The 15754-nt window shown below is 73.1% G+C and carries 13 protein-coding genes; 7 read left to right on the forward strand and 6 right to left on the reverse strand.

Annotation, left to right across the window (positions count from 1 at the left end):
• The first annotated feature begins 130 nt into the window (after positions 1 to 130).
• Positions 131 to 2797, forward strand: a complete 2667-nt coding sequence (locus BS73_RS02850) for a beta-glucosidase family protein (protein ID WP_235215256.1) — start codon at positions 131 to 133, stop codon at positions 2795 to 2797.
• Between the two features lie 436 nt (positions 2798 to 3233).
• Here the strand turns inward: BS73_RS02850 and BS73_RS02855 are convergent, their stop codons facing one another.
• The gene (locus BS73_RS02855) at positions 3234 to 4034 is read right to left on the reverse strand and encodes a 3-hydroxybutyrate dehydrogenase (protein WP_037568915.1); all 801 of its coding nucleotides are present in this window, start codon (positions 4032 to 4034) and stop codon (positions 3234 to 3236) included.
• 411 nt (positions 4035 to 4445) lie between these two features.
• Between BS73_RS02855 and BS73_RS02860 the strand changes: the two genes are divergently transcribed.
• The 3 genes from BS73_RS02860 (at position 4446) to BS73_RS02870 (ending at position 6720) form a co-directional block, all read left to right on the forward strand.
• A complete protein-coding gene (locus BS73_RS02860; protein ID WP_051939183.1) occupies positions 4446 to 5483 on the forward strand; it encodes a GNAT family N-acetyltransferase in 1038 nt (345 codons plus the stop codon).
• A 121-nt stretch (positions 5484 to 5604) separates the two neighbouring features.
• Positions 5605 to 5958, forward strand: a complete 354-nt coding sequence (locus tag BS73_RS02865; protein ID WP_037568917.1) for a hypothetical protein — start codon at positions 5605 to 5607, stop codon at positions 5956 to 5958.
• 87 nt (positions 5959 to 6045) lie between these two features.
• On the forward strand, positions 6046 to 6720 hold the full coding sequence (locus tag BS73_RS02870) for a GNAT family N-acetyltransferase (protein WP_200886616.1): 675 nt from the start codon (positions 6046 to 6048) through the stop codon (positions 6718 to 6720).
• On the opposite strand, the gene BS73_RS02875 is transcribed toward BS73_RS02870, so the two are convergent.
• Positions 6709 to 7209: a MarR family winged helix-turn-helix transcriptional regulator gene (locus BS73_RS02875; protein WP_051939187.1), complete on the reverse strand. Its 501-nt coding sequence runs from the start codon at positions 7207 to 7209 to the stop codon at positions 6709 to 6711. The two genes, BS73_RS02870 and BS73_RS02875, sit on opposite strands and share 12 nt — an antisense overlap.
• Before the next feature lie 124 nt (positions 7210 to 7333).
• Between BS73_RS02875 and BS73_RS02880 the strand changes: the two genes are divergently transcribed.
• Positions 7334 to 7744 (forward strand): nuclear transport factor 2 family protein, encoded by a 411-nt coding sequence (locus tag BS73_RS02880; protein ID WP_051939189.1) that lies wholly within the window; start codon positions 7334 to 7336, stop codon positions 7742 to 7744.
• Entirely contained in the window at positions 7741 to 8565 is an 825-nt protein-coding gene (locus tag BS73_RS02885; protein WP_152617484.1) for an SDR family NAD(P)-dependent oxidoreductase, read from the forward strand. Before BS73_RS02880 ends, BS73_RS02885 begins: the two co-directional genes overlap by 4 nt.
• A gap of 241 nt (positions 8566 to 8806) precedes the next feature.
• On the opposite strand, the gene BS73_RS02890 is transcribed toward BS73_RS02885, so the two are convergent.
• The 3 genes from BS73_RS02890 to BS73_RS02900 form a co-directional block, all read right to left on the reverse strand.
• Positions 8807 to 10900, reverse strand: coding sequence for a phosphocholine-specific phospholipase C (locus BS73_RS02890; RefSeq protein WP_037568919.1), 2094 nt, complete (start codon positions 10898 to 10900; stop codon positions 8807 to 8809).
• Between the two features lie 311 nt (positions 10901 to 11211).
• Complete coding sequence (locus BS73_RS02895) at positions 11212 to 11724, reverse strand: universal stress protein (protein ID WP_084703721.1); 513 nt, start codon at positions 11722 to 11724, stop codon at positions 11212 to 11214.
• Between the two features lie 223 nt (positions 11725 to 11947).
• A complete protein-coding gene (locus BS73_RS02900) occupies positions 11948 to 13147 on the reverse strand; it encodes a serine hydrolase domain-containing protein (RefSeq protein ID WP_037568926.1) in 1200 nt (399 codons plus the stop codon).
• A gap of 240 nt (positions 13148 to 13387) precedes the next feature.
• Between BS73_RS02900 and BS73_RS02905 the strand changes: the two genes are divergently transcribed.
• Positions 13388 to 14932, forward strand: coding sequence for a chitinase (locus BS73_RS02905; protein WP_051939192.1), 1545 nt, complete (start codon positions 13388 to 13390; stop codon positions 14930 to 14932).
• A 99-nt stretch (positions 14933 to 15031) separates the two neighbouring features.
• On the opposite strand, the gene BS73_RS02910 is transcribed toward BS73_RS02905, so the two are convergent.
• Entirely contained in the window at positions 15032 to 15643 is a 612-nt protein-coding gene (locus BS73_RS02910) for a GNAT family N-acetyltransferase (RefSeq protein ID WP_051939194.1), read from the reverse strand.
• Positions 15644 to 15754: the final 111 nt, after the last annotated feature.

Genomic DNA, 15754 nt, shown 5'->3' on the forward strand with positions numbered 1-15754 from the left:
GTGGCGGTTGAAGACTCAACGGGCTCGGTCGCGGTGAGCGCTTGTGCGCCCCGGCCGGGAGAGCGAGATCCCTCCGTTCCCAGACGCCTTGGGACGGCGTCGAGTCGAGGAGAGGCAGGATCGCTTGACCATGACTCCGTCTTCACGCAGCCGCGGAACCCGTCGCAGGACCCGTCGCGCCGTCGCACTGCTGAGCGCGCTGGCCGCGCTGTCCGCCACCGGCATGGGCAGTGCCGCCGCCTCTGGCGGCGCGACCCGGGCGGGCGGCGCCGCGCCGCCGGCCGTCACCGGTGACGCCCGGGTGGACCGGCTCCTGGCCCGGATGACACTGGACGAGAAGCTCACCCTGATCGAGGGCCAGTCCGAGGCGGTGCTCTCCCCGGACACCAACCAGTACCAGGCCGGCTACCTGCCGGGCATAGCCAGGTTGGGCATTCCGTCACTGCGGCTGAGCGACGGTCCGCCCGGGGTGATCACCCGGCAGGACTCCACCGGGATGACCGACACCATGGGGGTGGCCGCCACCTTCAGCGACGCCGACGCCCGGGCCAACGGCACCGTCATCGGCCGGGACGCCAGGGCGCTCGGCCAGGACATGGTGCTGGAGCCGTTCGTGAACATGGACCGGGACACCTCCTTCGCCCGCGGCTTCAACACCTTCGGCGAGGACCCCCTGCTCACCGGCCGCACCGGGGCCGCCGAGATCACCGGGATCCAGAGCCAGGGCACCATGGCCGAGGTCAAGCACTACATCGCCTACGACGGCGCCAACAACGTCACCGTCGACCAGCAGACCCTCCACGAGGTCTACCTCCAGCCGTTCGAGGACGCGGTGCGCGCCGGCGCGGCCGGGGTGATGTGCTCCTACAACGTCGTCGACGTCGGTACCCCGGCCCAGTCCTGCGGGAACCGGGAGACCCTCACCTCCATCCTCCGGGACGAGCTGGGCTTCAAGGGCTTCGTCACCTCCGACTGGGGTGCCGACCACGCCACCGACTACATCAACGCCGGCCTGGACATGGAGATGCCGGGCAACAGCGAGGGCATCCCCAACTACTTCAGCCCCACCGCGATGAAGCAGGCCATCGCCGGCGGGCAGGTCAAGGAGTCCCGGATCACCCAGGCCGTCGGCCGGATCCTGTACGAGTACGACCGCTTCGGGCTGCTCGACGGGGCGAGCAAGCACACCGTCACCCCCGAACCGCGGGCCGCCGACGAGGCGGTCGTCCGGCAGACCGGCGCGGACGCCGCCACCCTGCTGAAGAACGACTCCGGGACCCTTCCGCTCAGCCGCTCCGCGCTCGGCTCACTGGCCCTGATCGGCCCCGGCGCCGGGCAGACCATCGCCACCGAGGGCGGCGGCGAGAAGTCCGGCGGGATCGTCTCCGAGCAGACCGGCACCTTTCAGGCCCTCAAATCCGAGCTCGGACAGGCGGGTTCGGGCGGTATCCGGTACGCGGTGGCCGACGACATGACCGGTAGCACCGTGCCGGCCTCCGCCCTCGCCCTCACCCGCGGCACCGGACAGACGGACGCCACCCTCGACTTCACCGGGCCGCACGCCCTTCCGGCCGGGCAGCCGGAGTCCTGGTCCGGCACTCTGACCGTGCCGCAGGCCGGGGACTACTGGCTGAACATCCAGGCGCTGGGCGCCACCGGGGCGCTCACGGTCGACGGCAGGACCCTCACCACCGTCGGCGCGGGCTTCACCTCGGCCCCGCGCTACGGTGTCGTCCACGCCACCGACGGCAACGGGCCGCTGCCGACCACCGACGGCCTGGCCAACGGCCGCAGCTTCGTCCACCTCGCGGCCGGCGCCCACCAGCTGGCGGTCAAGGCCTCCCCGGACGCCTCCGGCCGGCCGGTGGAGATGCGGCTGAACTGGGTCACGCCGGCGCAGCAGCGGGCGAACCACGACGCGGCGGTGGACGCGGCCCGGCACGCGCGGACCGCGGTGGTCTTCGCCTGGGACTCCGAGGACGGCGACCTCTCCAAGCCGCTGCCGGAGGGCCAGGACCAGCTGATCCAGGACGTCGCCGCGGTCAATCCGAACACCGTGGTGGTGCTGAACACCGGGCAGCCGGTGGCCATGCCCTGGTGGAGCAGGGTCAAGTCGGTGCTGGAGATGTACTACCCAGGTGACGAGGGCGGCTGGGCCACCGCCGATGTGCTGCGCGGTGCGGTGGACCCCGGCGGGCACCTACCGTTCACCTGGCCGGCCTCCCTCGACCAGGAGCTCGCCCATCAGAGCGGTCACCCGGAGCGCTCCTCGGCCGGCGTCGGCGGGAACCCGAACTGCAGCTTCTTCCCGCCCAACACCGCTCTGGACTGCCCGGTGACCACCTACTCCGAGGGTGTGGACATCGGCTACCGCTTCTTCCAGGCGACGGGGGAGACCCCGCTCCTCCCGTTCGGCGCCGGGCTGAGCTACACCTCCTTCCGCTACTCCGGACTGACGACGGCTCAGGCGCCCGGCGGCCGCGGCCTGGCGGTGAGCTTCCGGGTGACGAACACCGGCGGGCGGGCCGGGGACGCCGTACCGCAGATCTACCTGGGCGCACCGCAGCGGCCGCCGGCGGGGGTGCGGTTCGCCCCGCGGACGCTGGCCGGGTACGCGAGGGTGGCGCTGGCGCCGGGAGAGAGCCGGACGGTCACGATCACGGTGCCGGCGCGTCAGCTGCAGTACTGGTCCACGGAGGCCGGCCGGTGGGCGACCGCCTCCGGGCCGCGAGCGGTCTCCGTCGCCCCGGACGCGAACGCGGCGGGGCTCACCGGCACGGTGAACGTGCGCGGCTGACCGGACCGACTGATCCGGGTCGGACGCCGAACAGCGCCGACAACTGCCGGCAACCAAGGAGTGGGGCGCGCGGCCCGGTGTGCCGTCCGGGTCGCGCGCCCCACTCGGGGACCGGCGCGCCGCCTTCACGCCGGTGCGCCCCACAGGAGGGCGGTGGCGCCGGGTCACCGTGCCGCCGCCTTGCGGCAGGCAGGTGAGCCGCGCTCCCGGCGCCGCCGGTCTGGGCAGGGCCCCCCTCCTCCCCTAAGGGTGGCGCCCTGCGGCCGCTCCGGCAGGACCGCCCTCCGGGGTGTCCCGGTCCCTCCCCCGCAGAACAGACTGCCCGGGGACGCCGAATGCGGACCAGGGCCACTCCGGCCCCGCGATGAGGGCCGATCGGCCCCAGTCCGGGCAGACCCATGGGCGCTCGCCCGTCACGGCGGGCTCCGTACGGCGCTCAGGCAGCGGTGTGACCGCCGTCGATCACCAGGTCGGAACCGGTGATGGCGGAGGCGGCGGGGCTGCACAGGAAGGCGACGGCCTCGGCCACCTCCTCGGGCTCGACCAGCCGCTTGACGGCCGTACCCGCCAGCATGACCTCGGCGACCACGCGGTCCTCGGGGATGCCGTGGGCGGCCGCCTGGTCGGCGATCTGGCCTTCGACCAGGGGAGTGCGGACGTAGCCGGGGTTGACGCAGTTGGAGGTGACGCCGTGCGGGCCGCCCTCCAGGGCGACGGTCTTGGAGAGCCCCTCCAGTCCGTGCTTGGCGGCGACGTAGGCGCTCTTGTAGGCGGAGGCGCGCAGGCCGTGGATGGAGGAGACGTTGACGATGCGCCCCCAGCCCTGCTCGTACATGCCGGGCAGTGCGGCGTGGATGATGCGGAAGGGGGCCTCCAGCATGACGCGGAGCATCAGCGCGAACCGGTCCGGATCGAACTCCTCGACGGGGCGGACGTGTTGCAGGCCCGCGTTGTTCACCACGATGTCCGCGCGGAGGTCCAGGGCCGAGACGGCGGCGGCGTCGGAGAGGTCGGCCACCAGCGCCTCGCCACCGGTGAGCTCGGCGACCTCCCGGGCCGCGCCGGCGTTCAGGTCCAGGGCGCGGACCCGCGCGCCCGCCTGGGCCAGGCGCAGCGCGCAGGCCCGGCCGATGCCGCTGCCCGCGCCGGTGACCAGGGCGGTCCGTCCGGAGAGGTCGAGACCGGAGAGGGCGGAAGGGGTTGCGGGGGAGGGCTCGGGGGCTTGCGCGCCGGTCATCGGTGGCTCCAGGGCTTGGTGCGGATCGTGCGGCGCCGGTTCCGCCGGCCCCCCGGAGGCCCCGGCGGTCCGAGGATACCGACCGTTGCTCCGTGTACCGATCACCGGCCCGCCGGGGATGACGCGGGCCCCGGCAGTGGCCAGACTGGAGAGGCAGGCCGGCTTACGCAGGGACCGGGCCAGACTGGACGACTGAGGCGGACCGACGGTGCCGGACGGGAGTCGGGTGTCGCCGGGGAAGTGTGGTTCTGCAGGATTTGGCTGAAACAGAACGCAACTCCCCGCACATACCCCGGGATTCCGGACCACTCCGGCACAAAAGCCCGAGATTGCTGGTGCAATGTGGTGGTGGGTGTTGAGGTCTGTACTCCAGGAGAGCTGGGGGCGAGGGAGATCGCTGCCTGGCATGCGTTGGGTGGGGCGAGCGAGTGGCTCGGGCACCCCTTCCTGGCGCCAGAGTTCGCCGTGGCGCTGGCCGACCGGCCGGGGGCGCGGGTCGCGGTGCTCAGCGAGGGGACCGAGCACGTCGGCTTCCTGGCCTACGAGCGGACGGGGCTCGGGGTCGGCCGCCCGCTGGCCCGGGGGCTGAACATCGGCCAGGGGCTGGTCCACCATCCGGAGCTGCGACTGCCGGAGCGGACGCTGCTGAAGGCCTGCGGGTTGTCCGTCCTCGAATACGACAACTGGGTGCCGGACTCCACCGCTGTCGCGCTGCGCGGGGCGCGGCGGATCGACCTGCCGGTGGTCGACTTCTCCTGTGGTTGGGACGAGTACCTGAAGGGCCGGCACGACCTCCACCGCAAGTACTTCCGCACGATCGACTACAAGCGCCGCAAGCTGGAGCGCGAGGTCGGGCCGGTGGAGGTGCGCGCGGTGAGCGGTCCAGGGGGCGGCGGCCAGGGCGCGTTGGCGACACTGCTGGCCTGGAAGTCCCGCCAGTACCGGCTCAGTGGGTGGCCCGACCCGTTCGCCGATCCGGCCGTCCGGGAGGCGGTGGAGCGGGTGGCCGCACTGGACTGCGCGGCCGTGCGCGCGGTGTTCACCACCGTGCGGGCCCGCGGGCGGCTGATCGCGGTCGACCTCAGCCTCACCTCCGGCACCGTCTTCGCCGGCTGGGTGCAGGCGCACGACCCCGAGTTCGGGCGCTACTCGCCCGGGATGATCCGTACCGTCGAGACCCTCCGCGCGGCCGCCCGGCTCGGCGTCGGCCACGTAGCCCTCGGCCGCAACGACGAGGGCTACAAGCGCTATCTGAAGAACGACGACCTGTTCGTGCTGGAGGGGCGCGCCCGCCGGGCGGGGCCGGTCGCCGGGATGTACGCGATGCGGCACGGTCCGGTCGCGCGGGCCAAGCGGGCGGTGCTGGCCCACCCGCGGGCGCGGGCCGCGGTGCGCGCCGGGCTGGCCCGCTACGGAGCCGCCCGGGAGCGGTGGCACGGGCGGGGCTGACCGCGGCCGGCACCGGCTGCGCCGATCGGGTGGTGGGGCGGAGACGGGGCAACCATTCGTGGCTCGGCGGGCCTCTCTTGAGACGGAATGGTTGCCCGTACAGCTGTGAGGTGAGCCTGTGATGATCCAGAAGACCGATGGCCGGGGGGACGCCACCCTGCAGCTCGGCTACCGCCAGGAGCGCGAGCTGCGCATCCGGCGGGACGCCAACTGGCTGCTGCTGAACGGCGCTCTGCTGCGGGCCGGGATCCCACCGGCGGACGCCGACTCGCGCGCTCTCGACCTCCTCTCCCGGTCCGACCCGGGGGTCGTCTCCGCGGTGGTCCGCTGGCTGGAGGCGCGCGGCCTTGGCGCCCCGGCGCCCGCCCCGGAGGAGGCGGCGCCCCTCCACGTCCACGCGCCGATCGGCCGCCCGCGCGCCGCGGCGGCGCCCGCCGCCGACCCCCGCCTCGGCTACCAGGTCGAGGCGTGCTGACGGTTTCGGCCGGACTCGACGGCGGGTGATGGCCGTTCGGGTGGAACTCCCGGTGGGCCGGAACGCCCGGTGGGTAGGGTGCTCGGCGTGGAGACGAGCCGGGTGGGGGAGTCCGCGTATCCGCCGCTGAACCTGCGGGTGGAGACCGAGCGGCTGGCGTTGGTGGGGGCCACGGACCGGTGGCTGGAGCGGCTGGTGCCCGTGGTGCGGGCGGGGGTGGCCGACGGGCCGCCGTGGCCGTTCGACGATCCGATCTCGTTCTACCGGGAGGGACCGGAGCGGGAGTGGGCCTGGCTGCGCGCGATCTGGTCCGGGCGCGGGCGCGTCTCGGACGCCTTCTGGCGGCTGTACTTCGTGGTGGTCGTGGACGGTGAGCCGGTCGGGATGCAGGACCTGATCGGGGAGGACTTCGCCGAGCTGGGGACGGTGCACACCTTCTCCTGGCTCGCGCCCGGCGCTCGCGGGCGGGGGCTGGGCAGAGAGATGCGGGCGGCCGTACTCCAGCTGGCCTTCGAGGGCTTCGGCGCCCGGGAGGCCGGGAGCGACGCGTTCGTCGACAACCTCGCCTCGAACCGGGTCTCGGAGGCCGTCGGCTACGAGCGCAACGGGACCGCCTGGGCGACCCGGCGCGGGGAGCCCTGCGAGCTGGTCCGCTGGAAGCTCACCCGGGAGCGGTGGGCGGCGCGGCGGCGGGAGGACATCCGGCTCGGCGGGGTGGCGGAGTGCCTTCCGGTGCTGGGGATCCCGCCGCTACAAGTCTGACTCGGCGAGGCCGGTCCAGGGCGGGGCGGAAGGGTCCGCCGAGTCCGCGTCCGCATCGGCGGCACTATCGGCCGCATTGGTCGCGAGGCGGTGGAGGAGGTCGGCCAGGGTGGCGCGGTCCTCCGCGGTGAGGCCCGCGTTGAGCCGCCGGTCGAAGGCCGTCGCGGCCGTGCGGAGCCGGCGGAAGGCGGCCTCGCCCTCCTCGGTGAGTTCCACGACGTGGATGCGGCGGTTCTCGGGGTCGCGGACGCGGGTGACCAGTCCCCGCTTGTCCATCGCGTTGAGGTGGTGGGTCAGGGTGGCCTGGCGGATGCCGACCGCCTCGGCGAGTTCCCGCTGGTTGCCGGGTCGGCGGGTCTTGAGGTTGAGGAGGATCAGCCAGACCGGCAGTGACCCCCCGGCCTCCTCCAGCGCCTCGTCGAAGGCCCGGCCGACGGTCCGGGCCGCCTGGCTCAGAAGGAGGCCGGTGGGAACGGGAAACGACGGCATGGGCCAAGACTAGCAGTCACAATGATGTCGAAGCATTTGACGTCTAAGGATTAGATGCCTACGTTGGGAGGAGCGGGCGGGAGGTGGCCCGAACCAGCCCGTCCACCGGGCCGAGGAGGATGCCGTGAGCGCGATAGAGAATCTGCTGACCGACTGGAGCCGCGCGGAACTGGCCGGCGACGGGAAGGCCCTGGCCGAGCTGCTGCACGAGGAGTTCCTCGCGGTCGGCCCCTTCGGCTTCCTGCTCGACCGCGGGCAGTGGGCCGGTCGCTTCGAGAACGGGCTGGAGTACGGCGAGTTCGGTTTCGTGCCGGACGGAGCAGTGCGGCGCTTCGGCGACACCGCACTGGTGGTGGGCACGCAGACGCAGCGGGGAAGCCACCAGGGACGGCCGATCGACGGTTCGTTCCGCGTCACTCTGGTGATCGCGGGGGCCGGGGACGGCGGCCCGGCCGAGCCCGCAGTGCCGGGTACGCCTCCGCGCCTGGCGGGGGTCCACCTGAGTCTGCGCACGCCGCCGGAGCAGGACCGATGAGCCGCGCCCTGGACGGCCGGAGCGGCCGGAGCGGCCGGAGCGGCCGGAGCGGCCTGAACGGCCTGAGCGTTCTGGAGGACCGGACCGCGCTGGTCACCGGCAGCTCGCGCGGGATCGGAGCCGCGATCGCGGAGCTCTTCGCCCTGGCCGGCGCCCGGGTCGTCGTCCACGGGCGGGACGCGGACGCCGCGGAATCCGTGCGGGCCAGGATCGAGGCGGCCGGTGGCACGGCGGTGGCCGTCACCGCCGATCTCACCCGCCACGCCGAGGTGGAGGCGCTGCGCGCACGCGCGGAAGCGGAGTTCGGCCCGGTCGACACGGTGGTCGCCAACGTCGGCGGCAACCCGGTGCCGCCGCGCCCGGTGGAGGAGATGACCGAGGAGGAGTGGCGGGCCGGTGTGGACGCCAACCTCACCACCACCTTCCTCACCGTCAAGGCCTTCCTGCCGGGGATGAAGCAGAGGGGTCGGGGCTGCCTCGTCACCATGTCCTCGGCAGCGGCCCGCCGCGTGGACGCCCACTCGCCGGCGGGGTACGCGGCGGCCAAGGCCGGGATCGAGATGCTGACCAAGGATCTCGCCGCCCAGGCCGGGCCGTTCGGCGTGCGGGTGAACTGCCTGGCACCGGAGACCATCCTGACCGAGCGCAACACGCGGATGATCCCGGCGGAGGTGCGGCAGCGGCTGATCGCCGAGCATCCGCTGCGCCGGCTGGGCACACCGGAGGACGTCGCCCAGGCCGCCCTCTACCTGGCCGCCGACACCTCCTCGTGGGTGAGCGGAATAGTCCTGGACGTGGCCGGCGGCTCGGTCCTGGTCTGAGACCCGACCGAGCCGCGGGGGCGCCGCTTCTCGGAGGCCGGAACGGGCAGCCTGACGCCGAACTCAGCGAGGCTGACGCTCCTGAGGCTGCGAGGCCTCCGTGAGCGAACGATCCCGCGCGCGGGCGCCCCTTCCCCCGGCGAAGGCCTGCGCCGAAGGGCCGCGTGCCGAGGTCGTAGATGTGGGTCCTCTCGGCGGTCTGGCCGCCGAGAGGACGGGGGTTCCCGGCGTGCAGTGCGGCTCAGGCGCCGCCGAGGTGGGGGTCGCTGATGCTGGGGGTGCCGTTCTCCAGGTGGCCGGCGGCGTGGCGGAGGTAGCCGGGGTCGGTGGAGGAGGTGACCTTGAGGTCGTACCAGCCGTGGGTGGGGGCGGTCGAGGCGGTGTGGACGGCTCGGGCGCCGGGGGCCAGCGAGTAGGTGGCCGGGGCGGCCTTGCCGTAGCCGTCGGTGACGGTGAGGCGGACCGGCCTGCTGCCGTGGTTCACCAGGTTGAGGCGGACTATGCCCTGGTGGCGGACCGTGCGCGCGGTGATCTCCGGGCCCTTGGCCCCGGCCTTCCCGGCGAAGCCGCGGGCGAAGCCGTTGGGGCCGGTGACGGTGGCCTGGTAGGAGCCGTCGGCGGCGGGCCAGCTGCCGGTGAGGGTGCGGCCGGGGGAGACGGTGTAGCTGCGCGGGGCGGACGGTTCGGCGGCCGAGGTCGCCCGGTAGACGACGGTGGCCTGGCCGGTGTTGCCGAGGGTGGCGGTGAGGGTGCCGTCGGCGGCCACCGAGCCGTCCACCACCGGGTCGTACGGCAGCGCCCTGGCCGGGCGGGTACCGGGCTCCTGCGCCGGCAGCGAGCCCTTGAGCGGCGGGACCGGGACGTAGTCCGGGTGGCGGTTGCGGTCCGGCGGCAGGTAGGCGTCGGTGGACGGCAGCGAGGGGACCGCGGTGTCCGTACCGGAGAAGTCGAAGGCCGAGGTGAGGTCGCCGCAGACGGCCCGGCGCCACGGGGTGATGTTCGGCTCGGCGACGCCGAAGCGCCGCTCCATGAAGCGGATGATCGAGGTGTGGTCGAAGACCTCGGAGCAGACGTAACCGCCGGTGCTCCAGGGGGATATGACCACCATCGGGACCCGCACCCCGAGGCCGTACGGCCCGGCCGCGTAGCCGCCGCCGGCGGGCGGGGAGTAGAACTCGTTCGAGGTGTCCACCGTGGAGCCGCCCGGCAGGGCGCCGCCCGCGGTGGCCGAGGCGGGGCTCGGCGGGACCATGTGGTCGAAGAAGCCGTCGTTCTCGTCGTAGGTGAGGAAGAGCGCGGTACGGGCCCACACCTTGGGGTCGGCGGTCAGCGCGTCCAGCACCTTGGCGACGTACCAGGCGCCGTAGTTCGGCGGCCAGTTGGGGTGCTCGCAGAACGCCTCCGGCGCGACCACGTAGGAGACCTGGGGCAGCTTGCCGCCGACCACGTCCTGCCGCAGCTGGTCGAAGAACTTGAGGTCGTCCTTGTCGGCGGCGGTGTCCGTGCCGGTGCGGGCGGCCTGGTAGAGGGGGTCGCCGGCGGCGGCGTTGCGGTAGTTCTCGAAGTAGAGGAGGGAGTTGTCGCCGTAGTTGCCGATGTAGGCGTCGCCGGTCCAGCCCCAGCTGCCGGCCGCGTCCAGGCCGGTGCCCACGTCCTGGTAGACCTTCCAGCTGACGCCGGCCTGCTGGAGCCGCTCCGGATAGGTGGTCCAGGAGTAGCCCTTCTCGGCGTTGTCGATGACCGGGCCGCCGCCCTTGCCGTCGTTGCCGACCCAGCCGGTCCACATGTAGTACCGGTTCGGGTCGGTCGAACTCAGGATCGAGCAGTGGTAGGCGTCGCAGACCGTGAAGGCGTCCGCCAGGGCGTACTGGAAGGGGATGTCCTTCCTGGTCATGTACGCCATGCTGGTCGAGGACTTGGCCGGCACCCACTTGTCGTAGCGGCCCTGGTCGAAGGCCTCGTGGGTGTCGCTCCAGCCGTGCGGCAGGTCCTGGAGGAAGCGCATGCCGAGGTCGGAGGCGTCCGGGTGGAACGGCAGGACGTCGGCGGAGCCGTTGGACTGGTACCACACCGGCTTGCCGTCCGGCCGCGAGGTCACCCGCGGGTCGCCGAAGCCGCGCACACCGCGCAGGCTGCCGAAGTAGTGGTCGAAGGACCGGTTCTCCTGCATCAGGACGACGATGTGGTCGATGTCGTCCAGGCCGCCCGTGCGGCGGTCGGCGGGGATCGAGGCCGCGCGGGCGATGCTGTTCGACAGCGCGGTGAACGACAGCGCGGTGGCGGCCGCGCCGCCCCCGACCATGCCGAGGAAGCGGCGGCGGTTGACGTCGGTCATGGGTGAGGAAGCCTCCGAGGTGTCCGGACGATCCCGTCGGTCGTCTGCGAGCAGACGCTGCCGGAGCGGGACCGCCATCGCGTGAATCCGGAGTGGTGCACGGTGAACGGTGTGGTGAACGCCGTCCCATGCTCCCCAACTGAACCGCCGACAACACCCGCCTCTGGGGGCGGGGGTCGCATTTCGGCCGAGGGGCCCGCGGCTCGCCGGCCGTTGTCGGGCCCGGCGGGCCCGGAAGGCCGGGAAGGCCGGGAAGGCCGGGAGGGGCAGGGCGGGCCGAGAGGCAGGGCGGCCCGAGCGAGCGGGATCCGTCAGTCCTTGTGGTCGTCGGTTCGGACGACCACCACCGGGCAGGTGGCGCGCTGGACGACGTGCTGGCTGACCGAGCCCAGGAGTGCGCCGGTGAAGCCGCCCATTCCGCGGTTGCCGACCACCAGGAGGTCGGCCTCGCGGGCCCGCTCGATGAGGATCTGAGCGGTGTTCCCGCGCCCCACCGTCTCGCTGATCCGGACCTCGGCGCCCGGGTTCGCCGCCAGTGCCGCCTCCACGCTGCGATGGAGGGTCTCGGCCGCGCCCGGTTCGAGGTCGTAGTCGATGATGGCGTTCCAGCCGAGACTGGGCGGGATCTCCCAGGCCGTCACGGCGTCGATCTCCCCACCGGTCAGCCGCGCCAGCCGGAGCGCCCAGCCGAGGGCGTGCTCGGATGCCCCCGAGCCGTCCACGCCGACCACGATCCGTTCCGCCAGGCCGTGCCCCTGGGCTGCCTGGGCTTGCGTCCGCGCTTGCTCCTTCTCCTGCTCCTGCGCCTGAGTCCCGTCCGCCATGCTCTCGTCCTCCTGCTGCCGTGGCCGCGTGCGGCCGAAGCCGATCCGTGGCTCCAGTCTCGGAGGAGGCACCCCGCCGCACCGGGGTCGCATGGCTGTGCCGCGGGAGAAGTTGGTCCGATCAGGTGCAGGTGGAGCGGCCGGCGACCCGCCGCCAGATCCTCCCCTCAGTCGTCTCAGCCGTCTCGGTCGTCTCAGGCGTCTCAGTCGTCTCGGTGTCGGTTCAGTCGTCGATCGCCGCGTACGTCAGGTTCCAGAAGGTCTGGAACACCGCGGGCGGGGTCGCACTGGCCCAGGCCCGCTGGGTGAAGATCAGTACGTTCATCTGCTCCGCCGGATCGGTCGCCCATGCCGTGCCGAGGCCGCCGGCCCAGCCGAAGGAGCCGGGGGTGGTGGCCGGTCCGGTCCGGCGGGTGGTCACCGACAGGCCCAGGCCCCAGCTCTGCCCCTCGAAGAACTCGGGGTCGAACGGTACGGTCGCCCGTTTCTGGCGCTCCGTCAGCTGGTCCGAGGTCATCGCGGCCACGGTGGGCCGGGCGAGCAGCCGGCCCCAGCCCGGCAGCCGGCCCTGGCCGAGGAGCATCCGGGCGAAGGCCAGGTAGTCGTCGACGGTGGAGACCAGCCCGGCGGCGCCGGAGGGGAACGCGGGCGGGCGCGCCCACTGGGACTCCGCGCCGCCCGGGTCGTAGGCGGTGGCCGCCCCGGTGGCGAAGTCCGTGCCGGTCTGGGGCGGCAGCCGGTGCGCCTGCGCGGGCGGGACGGAGAAGGCGGTCTCGCGCATCCCCAGCGGGCCGAAGAGCCGTTCGCGCAGGACCTCCTCCAGCGGGCGGCCGCCGCAGGCGCGGGAGATCAGCACGCCGAGGATGTCCGCGCCGGTGTTGTAGCGCCACTCGGCGCCGGGCTGGTGGAGCAGCGGCAGCTCACCGAGCCGGCGCAGCCATTCGTCGGGTTCCGGGGGCACCGCGGGGGCCGGCGGGCCCTGGCCCAACTCGCGCTCGTCCATGGCCCGCTGGATCGGCAGACTGCCCGGGGCGGCGAGCACCAGGCCGTAGCCGGCGGTGAAGGTGAGGAGATCGCGGACCAGGATCGGCCGCTCGGCCGGAACGGTGTCGTCCAGCTCGGCGTCGGGGGAGCGGAGCACCCGGCGGGCCGCGAGCTCCGGCAGCAACCGGTCGACCGGCTCCTCCAGCCGTACCGTGCCGTCCTCGACGAGGGTGAGGGCAGCCGCGGCGATCACGGGTTTGCTCATCGAGCTGATCCGGAAGACCGAGTCCCGGCGCAGCTCGCCGAAGGCCTCCACGACGGTCTCGCCGCGCCGCTCCACCGCGGCCACCAGGCCGGGCAGTTCGCCGCGCTCGACGAAGCCCGCGAGGACGCCGCGCATCCGGTCCAGTGCCGTCTTGGACAGCCCACCGCCGCTCATCCCGACTCCCTCCGTCGGCGGAAGATTCCACCGACAGACTGGCACGACCCACTGACAATCCGGCCGAAGCGGGCTCGAAGTCCCGCCGTGCCGGGAAAGCGGGGGCGGCGTGCGGATTGCGGCCTTCCCCTTGACACCACCATTGGTCTAGTCCATCTTGGCGGCCAAGGCCCGGCGGTCCCCCTCACCCCCAGGGCCGGACAGCTCTCCCAACTCCCCCATGAACGGAGAGAGTTCCCTATGGCCAGACACACCACCCGAGGTCCCGGCGGCCGGTTCGGCGGCCGGACCCGTACGGCGCTGGGCGCGGGCGTGACCGCCCTGGCGCTCGGCGCCGGAGCGCTCGCCCTCCTCCCCGGCGGCGCCAGCGCGGACACCACCACCAACCTGATCGCCAACTACGGCTTCGAGACCGGCTCGCTGAGCGGCTGGACCTGCGACGCCGGCACCGGCCAGATCGTCGGCAGCCCGGTGCACTCCGGCTCCTACGCGCTGTCCGCCACACCGACCTCCTCCGACGACGCGCAATGTACGCAGAAGGTGAGCGTGCAGCCGAACTCCAGCTACACGCTGAGCTCGTGGGTGGAGGGCTCCTACGTGTACCTGGGGGCGAGCGGGACCGGCACCTCCGACGTCTCCACCTGGTCCAGCCAGTCCGGCTGGAACCAGCTGACCACGTCCTTCACCACCGGCGCCAACACCACCACTGTCACCGTCTACCTCCACGGCTGGTACGGCCAGGGCACCTACGGCGCCGACGACCTCTCCCTCAGCGGCCCGGCCGGCTCCGGCTCCACCCCGACCCCGACGCCCACGCCGACCCCCACCCCCACCCCAACCCCGACCCCGACGCCCACGCCGACCCCCACCCCCACCCCTGGCACGGGCACCGGCGCGCACCTGGTCACCGGCTACTGGCAGGACTTCGACAACGGCGCCACCGACCTCAAGCTCTCCCAGGTCGACCCGGCGTACGACATCGTCGCGGTCGCCTTCGCCAACGCGGACGCCGCCAACCCCGGCGGCATCACCTTCTCCCTCGACCCCACCCTGGCATCCAAGCTCGGCGGCTACACGGACGCCCAGTTCAAGGCGGACATCGCCACCCTGCACAGCCAGGGCCGCAAGGTGGTCCTCTCGGTCGGCGGCCAGAACGGCACGATCTCGGTCGCCGACTCCACCGCCGCGACCGACTTCGCCAACAGCGCCTACGCGCTGATGAAGCAGTACGGGTTCGACGGGGTGGACATCGACCTGGAGAACGGCCTCAACGTCACCTATATGACGCAGGCCCTCAACCAGCTGCACAGCCTGGCCGGCTCCGGCTTCGTGCTGACCATGGCGCCGCAGACGATCGACATGCTGAGCGCCTCCTCGGACTACCTGGCCGTGGCGCTCAACACCAAGTCGTACCTGACCATGGTCAATACGCAGTACTACAACTCCGGCTCGATGAACGGCTGCGACGGGAACGTCTACTCCGAGGGCACCGTGGACTTCATCACCTCGCTCGCCTGCACGGCGATCCAGGCCGGGCTGAGCCCCAGTCAGGTCGGCATCGGCGTCCCGGCCTCCAGCAGCGCGGCCGGCAGCGGGTATGTCTCACCGACCGTCGTCGACAACGCCCTGGACTGCCTGGCCAAGGGCACCGGCTGCGGCAGCTTCAAGCCCAGCACCACCTGGCCGGCCATCGGCGGCGCGATGACCTGGTCGATCAACTGGGACGCCAGCAACGGCAACCAGTTCGCCACCCAGGTCGGCGGCCACGTCCACGCGATGAGCTGACGCCTACGGGCCTCGCCCCCGCCCGAGCCGCTGCGCTCGGGCGGTGGCTCCATTCCTCGCGGCCGACCTCCCGGCCTCCCTCTTACGCGCTCCGAGCGGTCATGCGCCGACCGGGCCGCCGTCCGCAGGACCGATCTCCCGGCGCAGGTCGATCATGCAGAAGACCTTGTCGTAGCGGCGCTCGCCGACGGCGACGAAGTCCGGCAGGCGGCCGTACTCGGTGAAGCCGAGGGAGCGGTACAGCGCCAGCGCGTTGTGGTTGTCGCCGCGGGCGTCCAGGGTGAGCACCTCGACGCCCGCCCGGCGGGCGTCCTCGATCAGCGCCCGGGTCAGCGCGCGCCCGATGCCCCGGCCGTGCGCGGCCGCGTCCACGGCCAGCTTCTCCAGGTCCGCGTGCGGCCGGTGGGTCGGGCGCTGATAGCGAAGCCAGTAGCCGAGGCCGACCAGCCTGCCGTCCAGATAGGCCGCGCGGAGGGCGCCGTCGCCCGCATCGGCGGCCCGCACGACCTCCGTCAGCAGCTCGGCCACCTCGGCGGGGGAGGGCGGATCCACCCAGCCCAGGGCCGCGCCACCGCGCACCAGTTCGGCCAGCAGCCGATGCGCCGACGCGGCGAACTCGGCCGACTGTCCCGGTGTCTCGGAGAGCCGGCCGGCGTCCAGCAGGATCGGCCGGCCGCCGGCCGCCCCCGCATCGCTCGTGATCTTCTCCATCCCCGTGAAGCTACCGGCCCCGCGGCCGCCCGGTCGAGCCCGGTCCGTTCGCGGAGTGAGCCCCGTCACATCAGCGGGCGGGACGTCACGCTTTGGCGCCCCGGAAGCTCT

The sequence above is a fragment of the Phaeacidiphilus oryzae TH49 genome, from assembly GCF_000744815.1.
Lineage (GTDB): Bacteria > Actinomycetota > Actinomycetes > Streptomycetales > Streptomycetaceae > Phaeacidiphilus > Phaeacidiphilus oryzae.